This window comes from Bradyrhizobium sp. STM 3562 (genome assembly GCF_045571435.1).
GTDB lineage: Bacteria > Pseudomonadota > Alphaproteobacteria > Rhizobiales > Xanthobacteraceae > Bradyrhizobium.
The window spans coordinates 8,454,592-8,479,314 of the sequence record NZ_CP120694.1 but is presented as its reverse complement, the minus strand read 5'-3'; the positions used below and the strand labels follow the sequence as shown (position 1 = coordinate 8,479,314).

At 63.0% G+C, this 24,723-nt stretch carries 27 protein-coding genes and 1 tRNA gene; 15 read left to right on the top strand and 13 right to left on the bottom strand.

Annotation, left to right across the window (positions count from 1 at the left end; translation table 11 throughout):
* The first annotated feature begins 797 nt into the window (after positions 1-797).
* Positions 798-1,193, top strand: coding sequence for a hypothetical protein (locus tag P6U23_RS39170; protein ID WP_407177602.1), 396 nt, complete (start codon positions 798-800; stop codon positions 1,191-1,193).
* Positions 1,194-1,224: 31 nt separating this feature from the next.
* On the opposite strand, the gene rpsT is transcribed toward P6U23_RS39170, so the two are convergent.
* Positions 1,225-1,491: a 30S ribosomal protein S20 gene (gene rpsT / locus P6U23_RS39165; protein ID WP_407177601.1), complete on the bottom strand. Its 267-nt coding sequence runs from the start codon at positions 1,489-1,491 to the stop codon at positions 1,225-1,227.
* 370 nt (positions 1,492-1,861) lie between these two features.
* Here rpsT and P6U23_RS39160 point away from each other — a divergent pair, with 370 nt between their 5' ends.
* The 4 genes from P6U23_RS39160 to P6U23_RS39145 all read left to right on the top strand — a co-directional run bounded on the left by P6U23_RS39160 (position 1,862) and on the right by P6U23_RS39145 (position 5,244).
* A complete protein-coding gene (locus tag P6U23_RS39160; RefSeq protein WP_407177600.1) occupies positions 1,862-2,179 on the top strand; it encodes a hypothetical protein in 318 nt (105 codons plus the stop codon).
* A 125-nt stretch (positions 2,180-2,304) separates the two neighbouring features.
* Positions 2,305-2,961 carry a peptide-methionine (S)-S-oxide reductase MsrA gene (msrA, locus tag P6U23_RS39155; protein WP_407177599.1) on the top strand — a complete coding sequence of 219 codons (657 nt, stop codon included), beginning with the start codon at positions 2,305-2,307 and terminating at the stop codon, positions 2,959-2,961.
* Between the two features lie 134 nt (positions 2,962-3,095).
* Positions 3,096-3,911: a polysaccharide biosynthesis/export family protein gene (locus tag P6U23_RS39150; protein ID WP_407181730.1), complete on the top strand. Its 816-nt coding sequence runs from the start codon at positions 3,096-3,098 to the stop codon at positions 3,909-3,911.
* A 235-nt stretch (positions 3,912-4,146) separates the two neighbouring features.
* Positions 4,147-5,244 (top strand): HD-GYP domain-containing protein, encoded by a 1,098-nt coding sequence (locus P6U23_RS39145; protein ID WP_407177598.1) that lies wholly within the window; start codon positions 4,147-4,149, stop codon positions 5,242-5,244.
* A 106-nt stretch (positions 5,245-5,350) separates the two neighbouring features.
* Here P6U23_RS39145 and P6U23_RS39140 read toward each other — a convergent pair whose 3' ends face one another.
* Together P6U23_RS39140 and P6U23_RS39135 are read right to left on the bottom strand one after the other, a co-directional pair.
* Positions 5,351-6,928 (bottom strand): AMP-binding protein, encoded by a 1,578-nt coding sequence (locus P6U23_RS39140; protein WP_407177597.1) that lies wholly within the window; start codon positions 6,926-6,928, stop codon positions 5,351-5,353.
* Between the two features lie 201 nt (positions 6,929-7,129).
* Positions 7,130-7,549 carry a VOC family protein gene (locus P6U23_RS39135; protein WP_407177596.1) on the bottom strand — a complete coding sequence of 140 codons (420 nt, stop codon included), beginning with the start codon at positions 7,547-7,549 and terminating at the stop codon, positions 7,130-7,132.
* Between the two features lie 108 nt (positions 7,550-7,657).
* On the opposite strand from P6U23_RS39135, the gene P6U23_RS39130 reads away from it, so the two are divergent.
* Positions 7,658-8,638: a Bug family tripartite tricarboxylate transporter substrate binding protein gene (locus P6U23_RS39130; RefSeq protein WP_407177595.1), complete on the top strand. Its 981-nt coding sequence runs from the start codon at positions 7,658-7,660 to the stop codon at positions 8,636-8,638.
* Between the two features lie 73 nt (positions 8,639-8,711).
* Positions 8,712-8,945, top strand: coding sequence for a DUF3551 domain-containing protein (locus P6U23_RS39125; RefSeq protein WP_407177594.1), 234 nt, complete (start codon positions 8,712-8,714; stop codon positions 8,943-8,945).
* A gap of 86 nt (positions 8,946-9,031) precedes the next feature.
* Here the strand turns inward: P6U23_RS39125 and P6U23_RS39120 are convergent, their stop codons facing one another.
* Positions 9,032-10,279: a S1C family serine protease gene (locus P6U23_RS39120; protein WP_407177593.1), complete on the bottom strand. Its 1,248-nt coding sequence runs from the start codon at positions 10,277-10,279 to the stop codon at positions 9,032-9,034.
* 199 nt (positions 10,280-10,478) lie between these two features.
* Here P6U23_RS39120 and P6U23_RS39115 point away from each other — a divergent pair, with 199 nt between their 5' ends.
* The 4 genes from P6U23_RS39115 (at position 10,479) to P6U23_RS39100 (ending at position 12,722) form a co-directional block, all read left to right on the top strand.
* Positions 10,479-11,096 carry a hypothetical protein gene (locus P6U23_RS39115; protein WP_407177592.1) on the top strand — a complete coding sequence of 206 codons (618 nt, stop codon included), beginning with the start codon at positions 10,479-10,481 and terminating at the stop codon, positions 11,094-11,096.
* On the top strand, positions 11,083-11,463 hold the full coding sequence (locus P6U23_RS39110) for a transcriptional regulator (RefSeq protein WP_407177591.1): 381 nt from the start codon (positions 11,083-11,085) through the stop codon (positions 11,461-11,463). Before P6U23_RS39115 ends, P6U23_RS39110 begins: the two co-directional genes overlap by 14 nt.
* Positions 11,464-11,492: 29 nt before the next feature.
* Complete coding sequence (locus P6U23_RS39105) at positions 11,493-12,227, top strand: di-trans,poly-cis-decaprenylcistransferase (protein ID WP_407177590.1); 735 nt, start codon at positions 11,493-11,495, stop codon at positions 12,225-12,227.
* A 249-nt stretch (positions 12,228-12,476) separates the two neighbouring features.
* Positions 12,477-12,722, top strand: coding sequence for a PilZ domain-containing protein (locus P6U23_RS39100; RefSeq protein WP_407177589.1), 246 nt, complete (start codon positions 12,477-12,479; stop codon positions 12,720-12,722).
* Positions 12,723-13,032: 310 nt separating this feature from the next.
* On the opposite strand, the gene P6U23_RS39095 is transcribed toward P6U23_RS39100, so the two are convergent.
* The 5 genes from P6U23_RS39095 to P6U23_RS39075 form a co-directional block, all read right to left on the bottom strand.
* Positions 13,033-14,325, bottom strand: a complete 1,293-nt coding sequence (locus P6U23_RS39095; RefSeq protein WP_407177588.1) for a CpaE family protein — start codon at positions 14,323-14,325, stop codon at positions 13,033-13,035.
* Positions 14,322-15,062 carry a CpaD family pilus assembly protein gene (locus tag P6U23_RS39090; protein ID WP_407177587.1) on the bottom strand — a complete coding sequence of 247 codons (741 nt, stop codon included), beginning with the start codon at positions 15,060-15,062 and terminating at the stop codon, positions 14,322-14,324. Before P6U23_RS39090 ends, P6U23_RS39095 begins: the two co-directional genes overlap by 4 nt.
* A gap of 38 nt (positions 15,063-15,100) precedes the next feature.
* On the bottom strand, positions 15,101-16,633 hold the full coding sequence (locus tag P6U23_RS39085) for a type II and III secretion system protein family protein (RefSeq protein WP_407177586.1): 1,533 nt from the start codon (positions 16,631-16,633) through the stop codon (positions 15,101-15,103).
* A gap of 18 nt (positions 16,634-16,651) precedes the next feature.
* A complete protein-coding gene (gene cpaB, locus P6U23_RS39080; protein WP_407177585.1) occupies positions 16,652-17,449 on the bottom strand; it encodes a Flp pilus assembly protein CpaB in 798 nt (265 codons plus the stop codon).
* Between the two features lie 408 nt (positions 17,450-17,857).
* Entirely contained in the window at positions 17,858-18,109 is a 252-nt protein-coding gene (locus P6U23_RS39075) for a hypothetical protein (RefSeq protein ID WP_024509655.1), read from the bottom strand.
* 371 nt (positions 18,110-18,480) lie between these two features.
* Here P6U23_RS39075 and P6U23_RS39070 point away from each other — a divergent pair, with 371 nt between their 5' ends.
* Together P6U23_RS39070 and P6U23_RS39065 are read left to right on the top strand one after the other, a co-directional pair.
* The gene (locus tag P6U23_RS39070; protein WP_024509656.1) at positions 18,481-18,723 is read left to right on the top strand and encodes a hypothetical protein; all 243 of its coding nucleotides are present in this window, start codon (positions 18,481-18,483) and stop codon (positions 18,721-18,723) included.
* Between the two features lie 18 nt (positions 18,724-18,741).
* A complete protein-coding gene (locus tag P6U23_RS39065) occupies positions 18,742-18,969 on the top strand; it encodes a hypothetical protein (protein WP_407177584.1) in 228 nt (75 codons plus the stop codon).
* Positions 18,970-19,029: 60 nt separating this feature from the next.
* On the opposite strand, the gene P6U23_RS39060 is transcribed toward P6U23_RS39065, so the two are convergent.
* Positions 19,030-19,155, bottom strand: a complete 126-nt coding sequence (locus P6U23_RS39060; RefSeq protein WP_407177583.1) for a hypothetical protein — start codon at positions 19,153-19,155, stop codon at positions 19,030-19,032.
* Between the two features lie 286 nt (positions 19,156-19,441).
* On the opposite strand from P6U23_RS39060, the gene P6U23_RS39055 reads away from it, so the two are divergent.
* Both P6U23_RS39055 and P6U23_RS39050 read left to right on the top strand, forming a co-directional pair.
* Entirely contained in the window at positions 19,442-19,696 is a 255-nt protein-coding gene (locus P6U23_RS39055) for a hypothetical protein (protein ID WP_407177582.1), read from the top strand.
* A 222-nt stretch (positions 19,697-19,918) separates the two neighbouring features.
* Positions 19,919-20,398, top strand: a complete 480-nt coding sequence (locus P6U23_RS39050) for a hypothetical protein (RefSeq protein ID WP_407177581.1) — start codon at positions 19,919-19,921, stop codon at positions 20,396-20,398.
* 436 nt (positions 20,399-20,834) lie between these two features.
* Here P6U23_RS39050 and P6U23_RS39045 read toward each other — a convergent pair.
* The 3 genes from P6U23_RS39045 to P6U23_RS39035 form a co-directional block, all read right to left on the bottom strand.
* Positions 20,835-20,911 (bottom strand) — tRNA-Arg (locus P6U23_RS39045).
* A 206-nt stretch (positions 20,912-21,117) separates the two neighbouring features.
* Complete coding sequence (locus P6U23_RS39040; RefSeq protein WP_407177580.1) at positions 21,118-21,522, bottom strand: YccF domain-containing protein; 405 nt, start codon at positions 21,520-21,522, stop codon at positions 21,118-21,120.
* A 91-nt stretch (positions 21,523-21,613) separates the two neighbouring features.
* Positions 21,614-24,715: an EAL domain-containing protein gene (locus P6U23_RS39035; protein ID WP_407177579.1), complete on the bottom strand. Its 3,102-nt coding sequence runs from the start codon at positions 24,713-24,715 to the stop codon at positions 21,614-21,616.
* Between the last annotated feature and the right edge of the window lie 8 nt (positions 24,716-24,723).

Sequence of the window (24,723 nt, the reverse complement as noted above, 5' to 3'; positions counted from 1 at the left end):
TGTCTGAAAGCTCTTCCGACCCAGTGATGTTCTAATGATGAAACGCCGTGCAGGGAGCCTGCCGCAGCGTGACCTCAAGCGGACCATTCCGCTCCAGAGACAGCTCAACCGTCCGGCGACAAGCGCCGCGTCAGATCAGCGATGGCAAGGAGCGGAAACGTTCCGCGAGGTCAGCAAGTACTCGAAGGGGTGGCCGGGGCCGGCGTCAGAGGCCGCACAGTTTCGGCGGCGAGGTGGAAAATCTTGTTAGCGGCAATTGCCATTCGAGCAAATAGAGTGTGATCTCCGTAAAGCATGCAACCTCCCCGTCCCGCCGCGATCGCTCGCGGCAAGCTGTCATCCCACGTGTGTCCAAAATCGACTGCGTCCGAACTCAATCGCTCAGCCGCTATGCCAGTTCGCTCAGCCCGTCCAAACTACCACCCGCCCGGGTTGGCTTCCCGCTCTTGCCGGTGTCGTATCTCTCTTGTTGAAGCGAACGAGGCACGAAGACCCCGCCAGAGAAATTTCGACACAGCGATATCGTTGCCCATATCGCTATAGGCCTCGATTCGACAATCGCTTGGAAAGCGTCGCCAACGCGCACACCGCCGCCGATTTGCACGTCCGCCCCGTTTCTAAAACCGCGCTGGTCTCAAGATCGTGGGCGCCGCGAGCAATTTAGAAATACACGATGCGCGGCCGCCCGCAACGCATTTGATTCAACATCGGAGCACCCAAATCCTATTCAACGGTTAACGCGCCCGCGCGCGGAGCCGGAGACTCGAAAGCAAGTTTTTGAATCACCGCACAAAATCGTGCGCGCAAACGGCGCCGTCACAAATTGCGATGTGCTGCAAAAAAAAATTTACAAATCCTTCAAGCAAGAGCCGTCCAAGCGATTTTTCCAAATGCTTCCTCTCGCTATGGGGATAAGTGATTATCGAAACAATGATTTTCGAGTCTCTTTTAGGAGGGTAACTCCCGCACGCTGCAGCCGCGAAATGCGTCACGTGCTCTTCCATTTTGATGGCTTGGCGCAGGCATTTCTTGCAACGCGCGCATTTGTTTCAGGTGCGGCAAAAATGCATCAAGTCAAAAATGCATCAAGTCAAAGCGTGGACGAACGCAACGATGCATCGCTCACAAGCGGCATCCGCAAACGCGATACAAAAAACAAACAGCCCGGCGATGCCGGGCTGTTTGAGAACTGAGCTTCTCGATCAGCTCACGCGTGCGATTGACTCACTTGCCGAGCTTCGCGATCTGCTGCGTGAGCCGCGAGACCTTGCGGCTCGCGTTGTTCTTATGAATGATGTGACGTTGCGCGGCGCGCATCAACTCGGGTTCGGCGCGCGACATCGCCTGCAGCGCTGCATCACGGTCGCCGCGCTTGATCGCGTCCTCGACGCGACGAACGGCGCCGCGCATCTGCGTGCGACGCGACTTGTTGATCGCGGTGCGGCGGGCGATCTTGCGCGTCGCTTTCTTGGCGGAAGTGGTGTTGGCCATGGTCTCAAATATCCTTGCGGTGACTGTTCGCTCTTGATCGTGACATGAGCGCGCCGGCCGCTTGAACCGCGTGATCGACGCTGCTGGTTTTTCCTAAAACACGTGTCTTTGAGAATGCCGTTGCCGAAGCCGAAACGCTTCAAGGGAGGCCGGCGCTGCCCAAAGAACAGCGGCGGCGGGATTGCGCCCGCCGCCATTGGCGCCCCTTATAGAGGGCGCCTCCGGTAAGGTCAACGCTTTCAGGCCCCCGGAAACCGGCCGGATGGCGCCGTAAGACGGCGATAAGTGACTGATGAGGTTGAATTTCCGCCAATGGCCCGGTAATGGCTGGGACGGCTCCCGAACGGCGGGCCAGAGGCATAGGTGAAGCATGATCCGCGGCTTTTTCCGACTGATAGGGCTGTTGCTGCTGGCCTGCGGGTTCGTCTTCCTGGTCTATGACGGGGCGCGCTGGGTCGCCGACCAGTCATTGCGGTTTACCCAGTTCGGCCAGTTCTGGAACGACATCAACCAGTCCAGCCAGCAGGCGTTCCGGGCCTGGGTGGAGAGCAAGGCGCCCTGGCTCTGGACCAGCGTCGTCAAGCTTGTGCTGGACCAGCCGGTGTTTGCCGTGCTCGGCGTGCTTGGTATCTTGCTTTTGCTGCTGTTCCGGCCGCGCAAGCCGCTGATCGGCTATGCGCGGGATTGACACGCCGCCCGTAACGGGACTGCCCGGCGCGGCGTAAGGACATATATGACGGATGCAACGAGCTCGTCACGAGTTCGCGGCTGAGGCCCCCGAGCCCAGCCGATGTCTCGCCCCGGAGAAGATCCATGTTGTTCATGCGCAAGACCACAGCATTGCCAAGCGCAGCCGAGGCGCTGCCGGGCCGTGCCGCAGCGATCCCGACCGCGACCACTCATTTCGTCAACGGCGAACGTCTGAAGCCGCCTTATCCGGCGGGCCTTGAACAGGCGATGTTCGGACTTGGCTGCTTCTGGGGCGCGGAGCGCAAGTTCTGGGAGCTTGGTGATGGCGTCCATGTGACCGCGGTCGGCTATGCTGGCGGCTATACGCCGAACCCGACCTATGAAGAAGTCTGTTCGGGCCGCACCGGCCACGCCGAAGTGGTGCTGGTGGTGTTCGATCCCAAGAAGATCTCCTACGAGCAGCTTCTGAAGACGTTCTGGGAGAGCCACGATCCGACGCAGGGCATGCGCCAAGGCAACGACATCGGCACCCAGTATCGCAGCGCGATCTACACTTTCGACGACGCGCAGCGCAAAGCTGCGGAAGCTTCGAAGGCGGCCTACCAAGGCGCACTGTCGGCAAAAGGCCTCGGTGCGATCACCACCGAGATCGCACCCGCCGGCGAATTCTATTTCGCCGAAGATTATCATCAGCAATATCTCGCCAAGAATCCGGCCGGCTATTGCGGGCTCGGCGGCACCGGCGTGTCGTGCCCGATCGGCACAGGCGTCAGCGCCTGACGGTGCCGTGCTGGTGCGTGCTTTCGCCTCGCGCGAGACACGCACCGCCGGCATTGTCGTGAAAACCGTTTGTTAACCATAACCGGTGCATGACTTAAGCCGTCTCCGCTTTGGGATGGCTTAAGGTGCAGGTCGTGCACGCGTTCCGATTTCCGATCATTGCCGCCACGTTCGCTCTCGGCCTGACGACCGCTGCCCCCGTCGCGGTCGCCCAGGCGCGCAACGATCTCGACTACATGGCCTACGGCCAGCCTCATGAGGGCTACAACCGCTATGCTGCCGCACCGCCCTCTGCCGCCGATTCCGGCGGTGCGATCGCGGCCCTGCGCAGGGCCTTTGCCGCCGCGCCCCGTCCGACCTATTCGGCGCCGCCTGCCTATTCCTCGCAGCCCGCATACACGCCGCCTCCCGCCCAGTCGTCGCCGCCCGCTTCCGCGCAGCCGTCGGCCTATGACGCCTATGCGGCCGCGCCAATGCCGACGCGTTACGACACGGCCTATCGGCTCGATGCGGGCGACAAGCTCCGCGTCGTGGTCTATGGCCAGGACGGTCTCACCAACACCTATGCGATCGATGCCGGCGGCTCCATCACCATGCCGCTGATCGGTGCCGTCAGCGCGCGCGGCCGCACCCCTGCTGAACTCGCTTCCGCCATCACCGCCAAATTGCGCAACGGCTATCTTCGCGAGCCGTCCGTGGCCGTGGAGATCGAATCCTACCGCCCGTTCTTCATCCTGGGCGAAGTCGCGGCTCCCGGACAATACCCTTACGTGCCCAATATGACTGTCGAGAGCGCGGTCGCCATCGCCGGCGGATTTTCACCGCGCGCCAAGCGCGATGAGGTCACGCTGACCCACACCGACGCATCCGGCACCGCGCGCTACGCGGTGCCGCTCGGAACGCCCGTTTCGCCTGGCGACACGGTCCAGGTCGGCGAGCGCTGGTTCTAATTTTTTTGCACTGTCATTCCGCCCCGCGCACGTAAGCGGGCGAACTCTGATGTGCAATTGCACATCTGAGAATCTCGGGATTGCTGGTGCGGTGCCGAGGCATCGACCCGGAACGACGGTGCCTAAAATTGTAACGGTGGCGTGAGGCCCGCCTTCATCATTCCTATTAAGGCACGCGGAACGCATTGCCCGGTAAGGTTTTGCTGTCATCGCCAACCAGCCCCTTGGGGGATCAATGACAGCCCTTGCCAAACAGTCCTCGTTCAAGCGGTGCTTCCTGCTTGCATCGGATCACGTCGACCGGAGCAGTGAGCTTGCCCATATCCTGCAGTCGGTCGGCGAGGTCGACACCATCTCGACGTCTGATATCCCCGAGCGGCCTGCGAGTCACATCTCCGGCATTGTCGTCGACATCAATCTGCGCTCGGCTGAGGCCGTGCAGCGCGTGCGCAACAAGCTGCGTGGCGAGGCGTACCGCTCGATGCCGCGGCTGTTCGTTCTCTCCGATGCCTTGCACCACGCCGCGATGCAGGCCTGGGCGCTGGGCGCGACCGATACCATCGCGCGGCCGTTCAAGGCCAACGACATCCTGCAGCGGATCCGCAGCGCGTTCCCCGACAGCGACGACTTCGACGCGACCGACCGCGGCAAGATGTTGAATCGCGGCATTGCTGCCGCCCATGCGGTGATCGCAAAGATCTTCGAACGGCTGCCGGCCGGCGTGCCCTTGAGTTTCGACGACGTGCTCGAGTCCGAAACCAAGATTCTGAGAGCCATCAAGCACTCGTCGTTGCGGGAATGGCTGACCACGGTGGGCTGCCATCACACCGGCACTTACCGCCATTGCCTGTTCGTCACCGGCTTTGCGGTGGCATTCGCGCAGCATCTTGGCATGCGCGAGGACGATCAGCGCCGCCTGACCCGAGCGGCGCTGCTGCACGACGTCGGCAAGGCCTTCATTCCCGTCGCCATCCTGGACAAGCCGGGCAAGCTGACGGAAGAGGAGATCATCGAGATCCGCCAGCATCCGCGCCGCGGCTATGAGGCCCTCGCGAACCAGGGTGGCTTCCCGCGCGAAATGCTCGATGTGGTGCTGCATCATCACGAGCTGTTGGACGGCAGCGGCTATCCCAACGGCCTGCGCGGCGAGGAAATCAGCGACATCGTGCGGCTGACCACCATCGTCGATATTTACACCGCGCTGGTGGAGCAGCGCGCCTATCGTATGCCCTTCACCTATGCCCGCGCCTTCTCCGTGATGGAGAACATGGGCGGCAAGCTCGACCAGCAACTGCTGCAGGCGTTTCGACCGGTGGCATTCGGGGCGTATTGACACCCGTCATTCCGGGGCGCTCGCAAAGCGAGCGAACCCGGAATCCAGAGGTTGTGGCGCGAGATTCCGGGTTCTATGCCATCGCATCGCCCCGGAATGACGACGGCTAATCCAACAGCTTCCTCAGTTCCGCTTTCGCCACTTTCTCCAGCGTCGAGCGGGGCAGATCGTCGACAAAGCGGATCTCGCGCGGCTGCTTGAAATCGGCAAGCGCGCTGCGACAGGCCGCCATGATGTTGGCATGCAGGTCCTGCGGCAGCTTTTCGACGCCGCTTTGGGGAATGATGAAGACGACCGGCACCTCCTCGAGCATCGGATGCTTCTTGGCCACCACCGCGGCCTCGCGCACGCCGGGAACGAGCGCGATGACCTGTTCGATTTCGGAGGCCGCGACATTCTCGCCGCCGACCTTCAGCATGTCCTTGGCGCGGTCGCCGAACCTGATGAAGCCGTCCTCCAGAAGAGTGACGCGATCGCCGGTGACAAAATAGCCGTGCTCGTCAAAGCTCTCGCGCGTGGCTTTCTCGTTGTAGAGATATTCCTTGAACAGGGAGAGCCCGGGCACGCCCTTGATGGAGAGATTGCCGGTGCCGCCAACCTCCGTGGGCCGGCCGTCGTCATCGGTGACGCGGATGGAGTATTCCGTGGCCGCGCGGCCCATCGACATCGGCGCGTTGGGCTGATCGATCTCGCCGACAATGCCGTGGGTGATGGTCTCGGTCATGCCCCACCAGCCGATGATCTTGACACCGAAAGCGGCAAAGGCCGGCGGTTCGCAGACCGCCGTGCCCCAGAGACGGAATTTGTGATCGGGAATCTCGTGCTCGAGCAGGGCCTTCATGCAGAAAGGAATCGTCGAGGCCCAGGTGCAGCCATGCTGTTTGGCGACGCGCCAGAACCGGCTTGCCGAAAAGCGCGGCTGGATCACGCAGGAGCCGCCCACCCATAACGTCGCCAGCATGGAGTAGGCCAGCGCATTGGTGTGAAACAGCGGCAAGTAAATCTGGTGCACGTCGCTCGCATGCAGGTCCTCATGCGCGGCATTGACCTTGGCGCCCCAGAGCGCATTGGCATGGGTCCATAGCACCGCTTTCGGCCGTGAGGTCGTGCCGGACGTATACTGGACGCTGCACGGCGCCGCCGGATCGGCGGTGCGACGCGGCCTGTCCGTGCTGTCGCCGAACAGCGCCTCGAAGGAATTTTCGCGCGGTGCAACGTGCGACGGCGCGCCGCCGGCGTCGTGCGAAATCACGGCCATCCAGCGCAGATCCCCGCAATGGGCCGCGATCATCTCGGCATAAGCGGGTTGGGTGATCGCGGCGGCCGCGCCGCAATGAGTCGCAAAATACTCCATCTCGGCGCCGGCCGAGCGGGTGTTGGTGGTCACCGCGATGGCTCCGAGCTCGGCGCAGGCAAACCAGGCCAGCATCGCCTCGATGCAATTATCCAGATGGATCAGCACGAAATCGCCGGGTTTGATGCCGCGCTTGACGAGCCCCGCGGCCAGCGCGCCGACCCGCTCGTGAAATTCGCCATAGGACCATTCGCGCGCCGGAGCATCGAACGGCGCCCAGATCAGGAATGGGTGTTCGCGACGGTTCTCGCTGCGCATCTTGAGTAGCCAGGGCACGTCCAGCCCCGCGAACGGGCCGACCACGCCCGGTGCCGCCTGAGAATTCGCCATGCTTCCTCCCGCGCAGCCTTTGCTGGCTGCGTTTTCGTAGGAGTGTTCTGCCACCGGATAAGGCGCTGCGCAAACGCTACGCCTTCTCCGCGGTCATGACCGAGCTTGACCCGGCCATCCACGTCGCGCTGCGGATCCGATGGGACGTGGACCCGGAACAAAGCCCGGGCATGACGAGCCCTTGGTGTGTCGTCGGGTGTGCTAACCGGCTCCATCCGCATAGGATGAAATCTCGATCAGACTGCCGTCGGGATCGCGGCAATAGACCGAGCGCAACGTGCCGCGCGCGCCTTGCCTAGCCACCGGCCCCTCCTCGATGGCAACGCCATTGGCCTTGAGATGCGCGACGACCTCCTCCGGGCTGCTCGTCGTGAGAAAGCACAAATCCTCGCTGCCCGGCGTCTCGTGGTCGGCGGTGAACCACTCGACCTTGTCTGCGTCCTTAGGCCGCACATTGATCTTCTGATCGCCAAACACCAGTGACGCCCGTTTCGGCTTGCCCTCGCCGGGATCGAACATCTTCACCTCCATGCCGAGGATTTTCTGGTACCACGCGGCCGAGCGCGCGACGTCGGCCACATTGATCACGAGGTGATCGAGCGCATGGACTGTCACTGACATGGCCTATCCTTTCGTCGCGCCGCCTTGGGCGCACTGGCCGCAGGCCAGCCTGTTTGTTACAACGCCAGCCGCCTTTGATTCAACGACAACAAACAGGGGAGACATGCGATGCTTTCACGCCGCGATGCGATCGGAGCCTTTTCCATCGGCCTGCCGGCACTGGTGGCCTCGACAAGGCGCGGAGCAGCGGCGCTGGAATATCCGACCCGGCCGGTTCGCTTCGTGGTGGGCTATCCCCCGGGCGGCGCCACCGACATCCTCGCGCGGCTGGTTGGGCAGCGGCTGTCGGAAAGGCTCGGCCAGCAATTCGTGATCGAGAACAAGCCGGGCGCGGGGAACAACATCGCCACCGAGGCAGTGGTGAACGCGGAAGGCGACGGCTACACGGTGCTGCTGGTCAATCCCGCGAACTACATCAACGCGACGCTCTACGCCAATCTCAAGTTCAATTTCGTCCGCGATATCGCCGCGGTGGCGTCCTTCAACCGTGTGCCGAACGTGATGACGGTCAACAAGGACGTGCCGGCCAAGAATGTCGCCGAATTCATCGCCTATCTGAAGGACAATCCCGGCAAGATCAACATGGCCTCCTCGGGTAACGGCACCTCCGTGCATCTGTCGGGGGAAATGTTCATGGCGATGACCGGCACCAAGATGCAGCACGTGCCTTATCGCGGCGCGGCACCGGCGATCACCGACATGTTGGGCGGCCAGGTGCAGGTGATCTTCGACAACATGCCTTCCATCATCCAGCATATCCGCTCGGGCGCGCTGCGCGCGCTTGGCGTGACGACGGCGGAGCGGTCGGCGCAATTGCCCGACGTGCAGGCCATCGCGGAAACCGTTTCAGGCTATGAGGCGAGCGCGCTGTTCGGCATGGGCGTGCCGAAGAACACGCCGAAGGACGTCATTGCCAAGCTCAACACCGCGATCAATGCGATTCTGGCCGAACCCGACATGCGCAAGCGTCTGGTCGAGCTCGGTGGCGAGCCGCTGATCCAGTCGCCGGATGCCTTTGGCGAGCAGATCAAGGCCGAGACCGAGAAGTGGAGGAAAGTGGTCGAATTTGCCGGGCTCAAGGTGGAGTGAACGCCGGAACCGCCGCCGATCTGATAGGATCGCACGCGACGTATCGTTCCCACCAGCGCGGAGGAAACGGATCATGCGCAAATTCGGTTTTGCCGTCATGACGGTGCTCGCGGCGGGTTTTGGGACCTTGTTAGACCCGGCACCCGCGAGGGCCGCCTATGATTATCCCTGGTGTATCCAGGGTCGCGACTGGGGCTACCCCGGCGAGTGCTCCTACCAGACGTATGAGCAGTGCATGGCGAGCGCGTCGGGCCGCAACGTCTATTGCGGCATCAATCCGCGCGTCGCCTTCGACCGTGCACGCTAGGGTCCGCCGCCTTATCGCGCGCCCTACCCGCAATGGTGAACTGCTCGCCGCGGACTTTGATCCGCGGCAGGCTTAAGCCGAGTAACTTATCGTTTCGCCTCGACCGGCTGCTTGCCGCCGGTGCAGGTGATCAGCAGCGTGTAGGCGCGGGCCTTATCCGCAATCTCGGGAGTCTTGAGCTCGCCCTTGGGCTCGGCTGTCTCATAGGGTACGACGCTGTTGTCGAGGAAGTCGCGGATCGCGCCGGTCTTGATGGCGAAATTGATGTTTTCGGGAATGCTGCCGGTGGCCTGGACCATCGTCACGGCGTCAAGCTTCCCCGTGACCACGCCTACGATCAGGCCGTTGGTATCGAACAGCGGGCCCCCGCTGTTGCCAGGCTGAACCGCGGCGCTGATCTGAAGATAGCGCGTGTCGTTTAGAATGCCACTGAGCGAACTCACAATCCCAGTAGTAACCGTGAAATCCGATGTCAGCAGGCCATGAAAGGGATAGCCGATCGCAACCACGGAGTCGCCGGAGCGAATCGAGCGATCGCGGATCCTGGCAAAGTCCTTGAACGAGCTGGTCGGCCCCTGCAGCAGCGCAAGATCGTTTCTCGCGTCGCTGGAGACCACGCGCAGCTCCGTTGCCGGCTGGCCGCTGAGATTGCCGCGAATATCGGTGCAGCCATCGACGACATGGTGATTGGTGACAATGTGACCGCTGGCACTGATCACGAAGCCGGTGCCGCTTTTACTTATGGTTTTCGATGTCTTCGGCGCCCCCGTAGTGTTGGGCGCATCGCTCGCCGAGGCCGATTTTGGCGCAGCAAGTTTAGCGAAATCACCCGCGCTGTTCAGCCCTTGTGCTTTGACCCTGGTGACGCAGGTCGCAATGACGTTGAGCAGGGGGCCGGTCGAGGTCAGGTTGAATTGCAGCGTTGTCTTTCCCGCCTGGGCGACCATGAGGCTGGCCCGCTGAAAGGCACGCGCGACGTTGGGCGGCAGAATCGCCGTCAGCATGATGTTCGAATTCGCCGTCGCAAACAGCCGTGCTCCGGCCTGACCATCGAAGGTGACGTCGATCGGCAGCGTTTCGCCCTTGTTCAAGTGGAAGTCGGGACTCGCGAAGCTGAGCAGCCAGGCATTGGCGGCGTTCTGGCCGACCACGAGGCTCACCCCGCTGGCATAAGACGTCGTCGCCGCGCAGTGCGAGAAGGCGCCCGTGCTGTCGTCGCTGAAGGCGCCGCCGATCCAGTTCCCGACATGGATCGACCCGAATGGTCCGGCGGCTATTGCGGAAGACGCGATCGCAACTTGTAGTGAACAGGCAAGCAACAACTTTCTCGGCATATAACGGCCCCAGCACGCCCCAAGTCTTTTGCCGGAACATTCTATGTGCGAGTTGCGCCCGAAGCAATCTGGAGTAGCATTGGGCCTGCCGGCAAGCTCGCATGTTCGCGGTCCGCGAATAGTCTCCATTCGCCGCAAACGGCGGCTTGCCTTTAACTTTGCGATTCCGTATGCTTTGCAATGCAAAGTGGGGTGAGCGATGCGCGATCTCGACAAGGCGCTGGCCGACATCATCACGATCCGCAGCCAGATTGCGGCAGGCACCGCGTTCCGAGGCTATGGTCCGGCCGCCATTGCCGTTACCGGCGGCGTGGCGTTGCTGACGGCGATCCTGCAATATCTCTGGCTCGACGATCCGACCGGCCATCCGCTCACGTTTCTGTTCGGCTGGGCCGCCGCGGCGGCGCTATCGGCGCTGATGATCTGGATCGAAATGCAGGCGCGCTCGCGCAGGCATCATTCGGGCCTTGCGGATGCAATGATTCATCAGGCGCTCGAGCAGTTTCTTCCGTCGGGAATCGCGGGCGTGCTGCTCGCGGTCGTCCTGGGAAAGTTCGCGCCGGAGGCGCTGTGGATGCTCCCGGGTCTGTGGCAGGTGCTGGTGAGTCTCGGCGTCTTCGCATCCGTCCGCTCCCTGCCGCGGACCGTCGCCTTCGCGGGCGGCTGGTATTTCGCCGCGGGTTTCGTCGTCCTGGTGCTGGCGAGCCAAAACCACGCGCTGTCGCCGTGGACGATGGGCCTGCCCTTCGTCATCGGACAGTGGCTGATGGCGGCCATTTTGTACTTTGCTTCCGGGGAAACCGATGCCGAAGGCTGACGCCAACCACGCGCCGTTTGCCTATGACGGACTCGACCGGGTGATCCATGAAAAGGCGCGGCTTGGCCTGATGACCTCGCTGATGGCCCATCCCAAGGGCCTCGCCTTTGCCGATCTCAAGCAGCTCTGCGGCTTGACGGACGGCAATCTGTCCCGCCATCTGCAGGTGCTGCAGGAGGCGGGGTTGGTCGAGGTCACCAAAGGTTATGAGGGCAACCGTCCGCATACCTCCTGCCGCCTCACCAAGGCCGGGCGCCGCCGCTTTCTCGATTATCTCGCCGTTCTCGAAGGTCTGGTGCGCGACGCTGCGAAGGCCGCCGGCAAGGAGGCGTCGACGCTGTCCCGGCTCGGCATCCTGCCGACCTGATTTCAATTTTTTTGCAGGGGAGCTTTGTAATGCAAAGTAGTCTCTCATCCAAACCCATGGACAAGCTGCATGTCGGCATCATCATGGACGGCAACGGCCGATGGGCGACGCGGCGCGGTCTGTCGCGCCTGCGCGGGCACGAGGCCGGCGTCGAGGCGATCCGTCGCGTCGTCGAAGCGGCGCCCGATCAGGGTGTGGGCACGCTGACGCTCTATGCCTTTTCGACCGACAATTGGCGCCGACCCCGGGCGGAGGTCGTGGGCCTCATGGGATTGTTGCGCTTTTATCTCGCCAATGAGGTGCAGAGCCTGGTCAAGAACGGCGTGCGGCTCACCGTGATCGGACGGCGTGATCGCCTGCCCGACGGAATTGCGGACGCGATCGCGCGCGCGGAGACCGCAACCGCGAGGGGCGAGGTGCTGCATTTGCGCATCGCGGTGGATTATTCGGCGCGCGATGCCATCCTCCACGCGGCGACAAAGCTTGCCGGCATCACAGAGCCGACCCGCGAATTGTTTTCGCAGCTCGTCACCGGCGAGCCCGGCTTGCGTGACGTCGACCTCATCATCCGCACCAGTGGCGAGAAGCGGCTGTCGGATTTCCTGCTCTGGGAGGGCGCTTATGCGGAATTGCATTTCACCGAGCGGATGTGGCCCGAATTCGACGCCGACGATCTCGCCGAGGCGCTTGCCTCCTTCAACCGCCGCGAACGCCGCTTCGGCGGCCTGAAAGCGCTGCCGCTCGAGCCCGCACCGAGTCTGTGAACCACCGCGCCCCGAGAGGTGAGCCATTGCCCGAACTTGAGAACTCCCGGCGGCCGTGTCGGTCGATCGCGAGCCTGCGGCCACGACGCGTTCTCAAGCCGCGGGGCCGTTGGTCCGAGCGATGGGTAAACAGACCTGAAAGGGAATGCAAAGACTCCGATCTATCAGGCTAGGGACATTCTAACGGCTGTTCGATAAATCGGCAGGGACGGATGTACTCTCTCTACCGAGTTGGGACAGTTAGGAAAAATGCTGGCTAATCGACGCAGAAGCGAACGTCGCCTGTGCAGACGGATTGCAAAAATTCAGACCGGTGCCGGTTCGCTGCCGCGTGACTGCACGATCACCGACATATCGGATGGCGGCGTTAAGGTGGTTGCCGAATATCTCGAGATCCCGCCGCAATTCACCATCATCTTCTCCACCGACTACGCGCGGCAGTGCCGCCTGGTGTGGCGGATCGGTTGCGAGTTCGGCGCCGAGTTCATCGACTAAAGCGCGATGGGATTAGGTCGAATCGTCATCGCGCTTTAGATTCTTGTTTGAGCATGGTCTTTTCGGAAAACCGCTTCACACTTTTCCGGATCATGCTCTATCGGCATCTACCGATCGACTTGCAGAGCCGGCCGGGACGCCTTCCAAGCCCGTCATTGCGCTCGCCATGGCGCCAGGGGTTGGTGCGTGTCCGCTTGATTCCCTCAACTCGGCGACTGCCCTAGCGGCAGCGCTGGTCTCTTGAGAGGCGCATCCTGCATTAAGCGGGCAGGGGACGGCGCGGCATCTGCCGCGCGCCATGTTCGAGCGGCTACCGGACGCCGGCGGATCGCTTGGCCTTGCCGCGCAGCTTGTCGACGATCGGCGACAGCAGCGAGCGCCGCTGCTTCTTCGGCTCGATGCGGCCGGTGAGGTGCCGCGCGATCTCTTGGAATATCTGCGAGGCGCGGTGGTTTGCGGAGAGTTCGGCGATCATCTGTCCGTTATTGGCGGCAGTACCGAACATCTTGGAATCGAACGGGATCGCCGCCACCGGCGCGCTTTCGACCGCCTTGGCAAAACTCTTGACGTCGATCTCCGGCCGCTTGTGCATGCCGACTTGGTTGATGCAGTACAGCGGCGGCCGGTCGTTCGGCCGCGCCGCTTTCAGCACGCTCATCAGGTTTTTGGTGTTGCGCAAATTGGCGAGATCCGGCTCGGCCACGATCAGGATGTCATCCGCGCTCACCAGCGTGCGCCTGGTCCAGGCGGACCATTGGTGCGGCATGTCGAGCACGATGCAGGGCGTCGTCATGCGCAGCGTATCGAAGATCGCGTCGAACGCTTCCTCGCCGAAATCGTAGACCCGATCGAGCGCCGCCGGCGCGGCGAGCAGGCTGAGACGTTCGGAGCATTTCGCCAGCAGCCGTTCCATAAGCGCGGTGTCGGGCCGTTCAGGCTGGAACACCGCATTGGCAATGCCCTGCAGCGGATCCTGATTGTAGTCCAGGCTCGCCGTGCCGAAAGCGAGGTCGAGATCGATCACCACCGAATCCAGCGCCAGGTCGCGCGCGATGGTCCAGGCCAGATTGTGCGCGACGGTGGATGCGCCGACGCCGCCCTTTGCACCGATGACGGCGATGATGCGCCCGGTCACGACGGCTTCCGAAGCCGAGAACAGGCTGCAGATCGCGCGCACGACGTCGAGAACCTCGACCGGGCCGATGATGTAATCGTTGACGCCGCGGCGCACCAGTTCGCGATAAGGCACTTCGTCGTTCACGCTGCCGATCACGACCACGCGCGTTCCGGGATCGCAGACGCTGGCAAGCTGGTCGAGGCCTGCAAGAATATTGCCGGCGCCGTCCGACTCCAGCACGATCACGTTGGGGGTCGGCATGGCGCTATAGGCATCGATCGCGGCCGCGACGCCACCCATCTTCACGGTGAGATGCGCCTTGGCGAGGCGGCGGTCTTGCCCCGCCGCCTTCACGATTTCGTTGCTCGCCTCGGTTTCGCAGAAGGCTTGCACGGAGATGCGCGGCACCGGCGCGATATAGTCGTCCGCGGACGGCGCGGCGCCGTCGGCGGCATCATCAGACGTATGAGGCGCGGACCTGATCATTTGCCGGTATCGCTGAGTTTGGCCCTGTCGGCCTCGGGATAGGTGGTCGTGGTCGGCTCGCCCTTGCGATATTTCTCGAACGCTTCGCTGCGTCGCGCCGTGTAGGCGGCCGTCTCCGATCGCGGTTGCTCGAGATCCGCCGGATTGTCGATCATCGCGGCGAGGTTATGCTGGGTGGCGCAGCCAAAATTGTAATAGGGCTTGTTGTCGTTGTAGCTGGGATTCAGCCCCGAGGGGCCGAGATCTTCCGGCCACACGCCGCAAGGACCGGCGACCGCCTTGATCTTTGGATAGGTCAGGCGGATGTTGGCGAAGAAGCGCGGGTCGTCCGGATGATAATGGTGCAGGACAAGACCGTGCGCCGGCACACCGCGCGCGAGCAGGATCGATCGGACTTCGTGATAGGCCGAAGCTGCGGCGCGCGCGTTCGGCGTGTCCACCGGCACATCGGCCACGATTGCGCCGGTGCCTTCGCGAATCCAGTTGCGCGCCAGCCCCGCCACGTCGTTGCGCTGCTCCGCCGTCAAGCCGCCGCGGCCATGGCCGACGAAGATCATCATCGAATGCTGACCTTCTTCGATCGCGATCGGATGGCGCTGACGGACATCCTCGGGAATCTCTCCCGTGACGATCTGCTCGCCGGTATAGGTGCAGGCGCCAAGTGCAAGCGTAAGGCCGGCAAATATGCCCGGCAGCAGTAGCCTTCGGTAGCGCGCCGTCGCGGTTGTGTTGCCCATTGAGTGTTCCCCCTCGCCCCGCGCTGTCGCGCCCCGCCTCAATCGATGATGAAACCGATGCCGCATTTGCAGCTTGCGACCGGCACATGGGCGGCGACGCCGTAGATGCGGCTGATCTGCGCCAGCAGTGCCGATTCCGAATCGGAGGCTGGCACGAATCCGTCATCGGGCCGCGCGATTTCCTTCTCGGCCACCGCGCGCACCACATAGGGCGTCACCAGGACGACGAGCTCGGTCTCGTCGTTCACGTAGTCCTGGCTGCGGAACAGGGCGCCGAGCACCGGAAGCTGGTCGAGACCGGGCAGGCCGTTGATCGCACGCTTGGTCTGTTCCTGAATCAAGCCCGCCATCGCCATCGAGCCGCCGGACGGAATTTCCAGCGTCGTCTCGGCGCGACGGGTGCGGATCGAGGGAACGGTGATCGAATCGGTCGAGGTCGAGCTGAGCGCCTGGGACACAGTGATCGCGTGGTCATTGGACAGCTCCGACACTTCGGTCATGACGCGCAGGCTGATCCGCCCTTCCGAAAGCACGACCGGCGTGAAGTTCAGCGAGATGCCGAACTTCTTGTAGGAGATCTGGGTGGTGCAGACATGCGTGGTCGGATCGCAGGAATAGCCGGCGGGGACCGGGAATTCGCCGCCGGCGATGAATGTCGCGGACTCTCCCGAGATCGCGGTCAGATTGGGTTCGGCGAGCGTTCGCATCACTCCCGCACTCTCCATCGCGCGCATGGTGGCGGTGAAGGTGGGCAGGCCCTTCACGACCGACGAGGCACTGAAGGAATTGCCGGAGACAAGCGGGCCGTTATTGGCCGTGAACGGGTTGGCGTTGTTGAAGTTCACGACCGCTGTGCCGTAATTCATGCTGGCGGAGAGGTCGATGCCCATCTGCTTGACGATATCGCGCCGGACCTCCGCGACATGGACCTTCAACATCACCTGGTCGCGGCCGCGCACGACGATGCTGTTGACGACCTTGTCCGCACCGCCGACCAGGCGCGCGGCGATGTCGCCGGCCTGCTGCGCTTCCACCGGCGAGGACACCGATCCGGTGAGCAGCACGCCGTCGCCGACGCCTTCGATCTGCACGCCCGGAATGCTCTGTTGTAGCGCGGCGCGCACGCCGTTCAGGTCGCGCTTGACCGCAATGTCGTACGAGCCGATCTGCTGGCCGTCGCCGTCGAAGAAGACGACATTGGTCTGTCCGACACCGACGCCGATGATGAAGGCGCGCTGCGCCGAACGCACCACGGCATTGGCGATCTTGGGGTCGGCGACCAGCACGTCCTTGGCCTCGCGCGGCAGGTCGACGACGACGGATTTGCCGATGCCGAGCGAAACGAAGCGTGTCCGCACCGAGATCGGCGCGGCAACAGTCTTTGCCGAAGATGTGGTCGCGGGCGCCGCTATGGTCGACGCGGCGGAAGCTGTTTCAGATGCGGTCGCTGCCCCCGGGTGATCCTCGGCGGCGGCTGCGGGCGTGAGCGCTGGGCCGACAGCGATGACCGCCAGCGAAACCGCGCCAAGCAGCAAGGCGCGGAACGCCCGTTGATGCCCCCTGCACTTCATTTCCAGGCTTCCTTTCTGTCACCTCTGTGCCGTGGCCTGGCTCGGGGTGCCGTGGCGCACGATCTGGACGTTCTGTCGGTAGGTTTGCTGGTCGTCGGTGATCTCGACCGCATTGGCGTCGGCGATGCTGCGCAGCGCCAACGACAGCGTTCCGGCCTGGCGCTCCATGGCGAGCGTCATGGCCTGGTCGGGCTTTAATTCGAGCGTGACGGTCTTGCCGATGACCGCGTTCTGACCCTCTTTCTCCTTCGGCGCCTGATCGATGGCGAGCACGCGGATATTGGTCAGGATGATCTTGGAGACGACGATGTCCGGCATGGCGCCGGCGTCGTCGCTGGGGTTCTTGAGGTGCTTGGTGACGATGACGTCGACGCGGTCGTTCGGCAGGATGAATCCGCCGGCGCCGCTCTCAGGGGAAATTTCGGTCGAGACTGCGCGCATCCCGGTCGGCAGGATCGCCGCCATGAATCCGGAGCCATCGGCCTTCACCAGCTTCTGCTCGCGGATCGGTTCGCCCGCGATGAAAGGCGCCCGTGCGATCGCGCCGGTGAGCTCCTTGGTCGCGTCAGGACGATCGCTGCGGCGGATGAAGGCGCCGCTTGCAGTTGCCGAAGGCCATGTCTGCCACTGCAAGTCGTCCGGCTTCACCGTTTGACCAAGGCCGATATCGGCCTTTGCAACGAGAACATCCGTGGTTTGGAGCTGCGCGACGGGCGCGGCCGGCGCGGGCTTGTTGTCGGTCCCGCTGGCGAGGTAAGCGGCCACACCACCGGCGCCGAGCGCGATAACCAGGACGACGATGCGTGCGGTATTCATACGCCTTAACTTACGTGTCACGCGCCGGCGCAGTGGATTGCGCCGGCCTCACGACGCAGGATTAGGCAGCAAAAGTATAAGCAAGGTTGGGACCTGCCCAGATTTCGCCGGCGCCACGCGCGCCTCTGTGCGCATGGTGAACAAAGCGTTCATGGTGCCTTCGCGAGAGCGACGAAGGACCGCTTACTCCGATCTGGCGGGCTCGTGGTGCCGTGACGGCGGAGCGATCCTGGCCGGCGGCTCTATCCGCGCGGGCTCGAACAGCCGTGGTCGCTGTGCCATTCTGTTGCTCCTGAACGATCGCGTCGCCGCCCCGGGCGACGACAACGAATCTTCCGGCTTACACGAACTGTCCATCGCTCTCGCAATTCTCCGCTACAGCCTTGTCTTCGGCGCCCGCTTTGCGGCTCACTCGCAGGCCCTGAGATGGGAGCCATGCATGCTGTTCAAGACGGGCGCGCGATGCGGGGTTTCGATCTCCGCATCGAGATCGGCGATGACTTCCTCGAACGCGGAGATCGCCTGCTGAATCGCGGCGATCTGCATCAGCTCCCAGCCGCTGACGGGACCTGTCCGGTTCTGAAGGGCGACAATCAACTCCCGGCGCTGCTCCTTGAGCTGGACGAGAGGCAAGCCATGATCAGGTAGATCGCGCAGCATGAGGATTCTCCTTGGGTCTGCCATTGTTAGCCCACCGCTCGTGCCATCGGCTTACTGGAAAGAGACGCATTTGATTCGATTTGCGTGGCGGCCAGGAGAGCGCCAAGGCTGCCGTCGTCGTGACGGCATCAGGTCCAATTTTCAGAAGGTTGCACTCCGTCATTGCGAGCGTGAGCGAAGCAATTCAAAGCCATATGCGAGCGTCCGGATTGGTTTGTCGCTTTCGCTCATCGCAATGACGCGTCGGTGAGTCGCCAAAACCGACGCGCCTTGGTCAACGTGGCGCCTTCGAACCGTCACTTTCACGGCAAACTAGAGCCAAACACGGCGGCTCCATTAGCGATGGGACAGGGACGAAGTGTGGAGCGCTTATGGCGTACAAGATTGTCGCGACCAAAGGTGACGAGGTCCTGCGATCGGAACGGGAGAGCCTGCTGATCGCGGCCGCGAAAGCGCGGGTGTGGGCCCGGGTCGGCTGGCACGTGGTCGTCACCGATCCCGACGGAAACACGCTCGATCCGGCCGAATTTGAAAAGCTGTTCGCGCCTCCGGATCCCAGGCGTGCGCGATTGCGGGAAGTGTCGGCGCGTCTGCGCCTTGCCGCTCCAGCGTAAAAGGAGGCAAACGCTCGGATGTCGGAGCTGGAACACGACGCCGTCATGCAAGACGATCCGTTCGCGCACTTGACGCTCGAGCGCGCGATCTCGTTGCGCTGGACGCTGCGCGATATCATGGCCAACAGAACGAAATTTCTGCCCACGGCCGATGCCGATCTGCAGTTGCTGATCGAAATGGGACTGGCGGAGATGCACGACGGCGAGCCGTCACTGACATCCTCCGGCATCGCGGCGATCGAATAGATTGGTGTCCGTGGGTTGCCTTCGTCGGGTGGTTCGAGCGCAGCGAAAACCATAAGGCTGTTAGCGGCCTTCAATATATGGCCCGTGCAGAACATCCATGCGACGCTCATAGACGATGCGACCGAGTGCCGCCATCGCGGAAATCAATCCAATCACGCCGACAATTTCGATGATTTCCATATCCATTTGCGGCCCGTGCCGTTGATCGCTGGGGCCTCTCATACAACTTAGATTCTAAGCTTCGGATCAGAGCAGCCGCCGCAATTTAGCGACGGCATCGGCAGACTCTTAACCATAGCGCGTGTCGCGAAAGTGAACGTCCAATGCGGGCCTGGTGCGATGCGCGAAAGGCGCGCGGCAGGCCGGTCAACGCTTGGGAAACTATCCGAGCCGTCCGCCCGGGCCGCTAACCAATTGGAAAATCGTTGCCGCCAGAGTCGCCCCGACCAGAGGCAAGGACAGGGGAAGATCAATGCCGATGAACGGGGAAGCCGTCTTGGAAAATGTGCGCCGCTACCGGGCGATCGCGTCGCTGTATCGTCAGACCGCGGCATTCCGCCCGCGGCAAAGCTGCTCGCTGCTTGGAGAGGCCATGGAATGGGAGCGCCGCGCCGTGGCGGAGCTCGAAGCCTATTTCAGCGTCCGCGACCATGCGGCTGAGAGGTTGCCGTTACCACCCGCTCACTACTACGCCCCTGCGCGCTGGGAGGCGTTCGCCGCAGCTTAGTCCTTTCACGCGAGCGGTATCGCACCGAAACCGCCCGCCGTTCGTACCTATGTGCGCGCGTATGTTTGCATTGCTTTTGCGCGAAAGCTGCGCCCGGCCCTGAGGGCCGCGAAACCGTTTCCCTTCGTTCCGGGTTGTCAACAGCCAGAACCCTGGGAGGTTCGGATGACAATCCCGCAGGGCTTTCTCGAAGCCTTGCCTTCTCCACGACGTGTCGCCGACTTGTCCGACGAGGCGGATATCTTCGGTTTCCTGATCGGAAGCTGGGAGCTCGATGCGCTGCTTCACGAGGTGGACGGAACAACCTGCAGGATGAAGGGTGAACTCCATGCCTCCTGGGTGTTGGAGGGGCGCGCGATCCAGGACTTGTTCATTTTCCCACGCCGCGTTGATCGCTCTGCCGGCACGCCTGCGCGGGGTGACAGATATGCCACCACCATTCGCACCTACGACCGCGGGCTGAACGCCTGGCGCGTCACCTTCATCAATCCGGCGGATGACGAAACCTGCGCCCGGCTGATGGCGCGCCGTCGGGGCCAGGAGATCGCGATGGAAGGAGAGCTTGCCGACGGCACGCCGATTCGCTGGGGCTATCAGGCGATCATCCCCCACTCCTTCCACTACTCGGCTGAGCGATTGCAAGATGACGGCAGATCCTGGCGGCTCTACCTGGAACTGTTCGGAAAACGCTCAAGCTTTTAAGTGCCGCACGCATCGTCCGGGTGGGTCGCAAGCGCAGATGGGCGGAGGCATGCTGCGTTTGAACACGGCGTATCCGAAGCCCTCCTCCAGGCCTGGCGCGAGTTCGGAAAGCTCAGCAAACACGAAAGGCAGAAGTTCGCGGAAGCGGCGCTAGGAGAAGACTTTTGGACCGGCATTGTCGCGACGCACCCGATCAACCAATTTCCATGCTCGGAGGCGAGACGCCACGCGCTGCGATCAGAACCGACAGCGGACGCGTCAGAGTCGCCGACTGGCTCAAGATGGTCGAAAACCGGATGGCCAAGTCAGCCGACTGCAACAGCGCCATGGCAAGCTACAGCTTCGGATGGCTCTGGACGGAATTGGGCATCGACGAACTGCGGCGATGAACGAGCCCGAGCCAAATGTCCGCAGTTTCAATCTGACGACAGTTAATTGGCGCACCCGACACGATTCGAACGTGTGACCTTTGCCTTCGGAGGGCAACGCTCTATCCAGCTGAGCTACGGGTGCGTCGAGCGCCTCATTTAGCCGATTGGCCCGGCCTCGGCAATGCCTTAAGGGCTGTGGGAGAAGCCCTCGTCCGGCCGCGCCCGTGAGGAGATGTCCGTTGCTGCCGCAGTCTGCGGCCTGCGTGAAGCTGCCACAGCGTCGATCGGGGAACCGGCATCTCGCGGCCATCCCGCCCGATGACGCGGTCTTCAATGCAGCGCCAAAGCTTACACCGGCACGATCTCCCTGCCGATCGGCCACAGCGCCATGCCGGCAAGCTTGAGGTGCGCCCAGGCGAAGGGGATGCCGACGATCGTGATCGCCAGGACCACCGCGGTGGCGAGGTGCCCGAGCGCAAGCCACCAGCCTGCGAGCACCAGCCAGATGATGTTTCCGATCAACCCTAACGGGCCGGTGCCGATATCGCTCTCGCCGGTGATCTCGTCGCGACGCACGGCCCTCGAGCCGAATGGCAGAAAGGTGTAGATGGCGATGTTGAACGCCGCCCGAGCCCAAGGCAGGCCGATGATGGTAATGGCCATGATGACGGCAGCGACCAGCCAGCCGAAGGCCATGTAGGCGCCGCCCAAGAGGATCCACAACAGATTGAGCAGAAGAGAAACAGGGGACATCTGATTTCCCGCATGCGACGAAGATGTGCCGCTTATACGCCCGAACGCGGCAAGCGGGATAGGGGCCTCGGTATCCGCCGGCCGGCCGCGATCAGGCGACCGCCACGGTATCCGTGGGCGTGCCGAACAATTGTTTCACCTCGGCGGCCGGCCTGGGTGCACTGAACAGATAGCCCTGCATCTCGCTGCAGCCGAGCTTGCGCAGCAGCTCGCGCTGCGTCTCGGTTTCGACGCCCTCGGCGGTCGTGCGCATCTTGAGGGCGGACGCGATATTCACCACCGCCTGCACGATCGAAGAGGAGGAATCGGTTTCCGAGATGTCGCTGACGAAACAGCGGTCGATCTTGATCTTGTCGAAGGGGAAGCGCTTGAGATAGCTGAGCGAGGAGAAGCCGGTGCCGAAATCGTCCAGCGCAATCCGTACGCCGATGGCGCGGAGCTGATGCAGGATGGCGAGCGCCGCCTCGTCGTCGCGGATCAGCACGGCTTCGGTGATCTCGATCTCGAGCCGGCTCGGCTTGAGCGAGGAGGCGGCCAAGGCGCCTGCGATCCGGAGCGCGAGCGTCTGGCATTTGAGCTGCACCGGCGAGACGTTCACCGCGATGCGGATGTGATCCGGCCAGCTCGCGGCTTCCTGGCAGGCCGTGCGCAGCACCCAGTCGCCGAGTTCGGTGATCAGCCCGGTATCCTCGGCGATGGGAATGAATTCGGCCGGCGAGACCATGCCGCGCTCCGGATGACGAAAACGCAGCAGCGCCTCGCAGCCGCTCACCTCGCCGGTGCGCAAGTCCACCAGCGGCTGGTAATGAATCTCGAAGCCGCCATCGATCATGGCCTGGCGCAGGTCCAACTCCATCGAGAGCCGCGCCTTGGCGGAGGCATCCATCGCCGGTTCGAAAAAACGGTGGGTGCGGCGGCCGCCGGCCTTGGCGGCGTACATCGCAAGGTCCGCATTCTTGATCAACTGGTCGATCTCGGTGCCGTCCTGCGGCGCCAGCGCAATGCCGATGGAGGCGTCGGTCGAGAGCTGGTGGCCGAGACATTGATAGGGACGCCGGATCGCCTCGTGAATCCGGGTGACGAACTCGACGGCATCTTCGGTCGAGTTGACCCCGGCCTGGATCACGGCGAATTCGTCGCCGCCGAGCCGCGCGATCAGGTCGGCCGGCTTGATGCAGGTACGGATGCGGGCGGCGACGGCCTTCAACAGCTCGTCGCCGACGTGATGGCCGAGCGAATCGTTGATGCCCTTGAACTCGTCGATATCGATGTAAAGAAGCGCGAACTTCTGGCCGCTTTGCGCCTGCTTCAGCTCGCGCTCGATGCGTTCGCGGAACAGCACGCGGTTTGGCAGGTCGGTCAGTGCGTCGTAATGGGCCAGATGCGCAATCTTCTCGTCGGCCGCGCGTCGTTCGGTGACATCGTCGACCACGTTGATGATGTAGCGCGGCTTGCCGGCGGCATCGCGAAGGCCGATGCGCTTGGAGGTGATCCAGCGGCGCCCGCTCATCAGCGTGTCCCACGGGTGCTCGTCCCGAAAAAAGCCCTCGGCGGATTGCAAGGTCTTGTCGTCATCGGCGGTGACGATGTCGGCCTGCTTTTCGGCGAACACGTCATAGGCGGTCTTGCCGACGATCTCCTCGCGCGTCATGTCGAACTGGTATTCGGCAACGCTGTTGACCAGCAGATAGCGCCTGGTCTGCGCGTCCTTGACCGTGATCTGCGAGGGGATGTGGTCGATGATCTCGCGCAGGAAGGTATAGTTGCGGTCGCGCTCCTGCTCGAGCCGGCGGCGATCGCTGATGTCCTCGATGGTGGCGACCCAGCCACCCTGTGCGAGCGGCTTGTTGACGATCTCGAACGAGCGCCCGTCCGCGATTTCCATGATCATGCGGCTGGCTTTGCCCTGCGCCACGTCGCGCATGATCGGATCGCAGAAGGCGCGGACGTTCCCGTCGAAGGAGCCGGTGTCCTTGCGGTGCTGGATCAGGTCGTAATAGTGAAGCCCTGGCTTCACCACCTCGCGCGACAGCTTGTACATATCGATGTAGCGCTGGTTGAAGGTGACGATGCGCGCCGAGGCGTCGTATAGTACCAGGCCCTGCGTCATGTTGTTCAGCGCGGTGTCGAGCCGTTGCCGCTCCGCCTCCAGCTTCCGCTGCGCCTCGCGGTTCTGCCGCCTGATCTGCCGGATGATCGCAAACAGGATGAGCGCGATGATCGCGGCGGACAGAGCCGCGGCCGTGACCAGAAAGCGAGTCTGCTCGCGCCAGTCGGCCAGCGCGGTCGCCGCGGTTTTGGTCGCGACCACGACGATCGGAAAATGACCGACCTGGGCCCCGGTACCGAGCCTGTCCTCCCCATCGATGGGGCTTTGTATCCGAAGCGTCTGCTGGCCGCCGAGTGCGATGATCTTCTGCAGGAGCGGCGCCTCCGCCAGTTTGTGCCCGATCAATGCATCGACATGCGGATGGCGCGCCAGCATCGTGCCGTCGCGAGAGAACATTGCGATCGCGGCGCCCTCGCCAAGCGCGAGCGAAGCGAAGAACCTCTCGTAGTTGGCGGGATCGATGCGCCGTGACATCACACCGAGGAAGATGCCGCCCGGCCCAGTCAACCGGTGCGCGATGATGGTGGTCCAGCTTCCGTCGAAATAGCTGCGGACCGCTTCGATGACGATCGGCTCGGCTGGCGGGTCCGATTTCAAGATCTTGAAGTAATTCCGCTTGGCGACGTTGATGTCCGGCACCGGGTCGGGTCGCGACCAGTTGATCATTTTGCCGTCCGCATCGTAGACGGCGACGTCGCCGATATAGGAGAGCGCACTCACCTTGGAGCGCAGCATCAGGTGCGCATCGGACGTCGACATCCGCTCCCGGAACATTTCCGGGGACGTGGCGCCCGAGATCTGCATCTGCGCGATCAGTTCATCGGCGACCGTCTCGGAGTCCGCGAACTGCTGGTCGAAATGGCGGGTCAGCAGCATCACGGTGTTCTGCAATTCGCGCGCGCTGTTGGCGATGGCGCGTTCGCGGAAGCCGTCGATCGTCACGATTGTGCCGACGAAGATCGCGATCACCAGCACGCTGCCGCAAAGCGTGAGCCAGAACACCGGCTCGCGCCGGACGCGCTTGAGCCGGCTCGCCAAGCCGCGGGACATTCTGGCCCAGATGCTGGAAATTACGTCGCGCATTTCCTCCA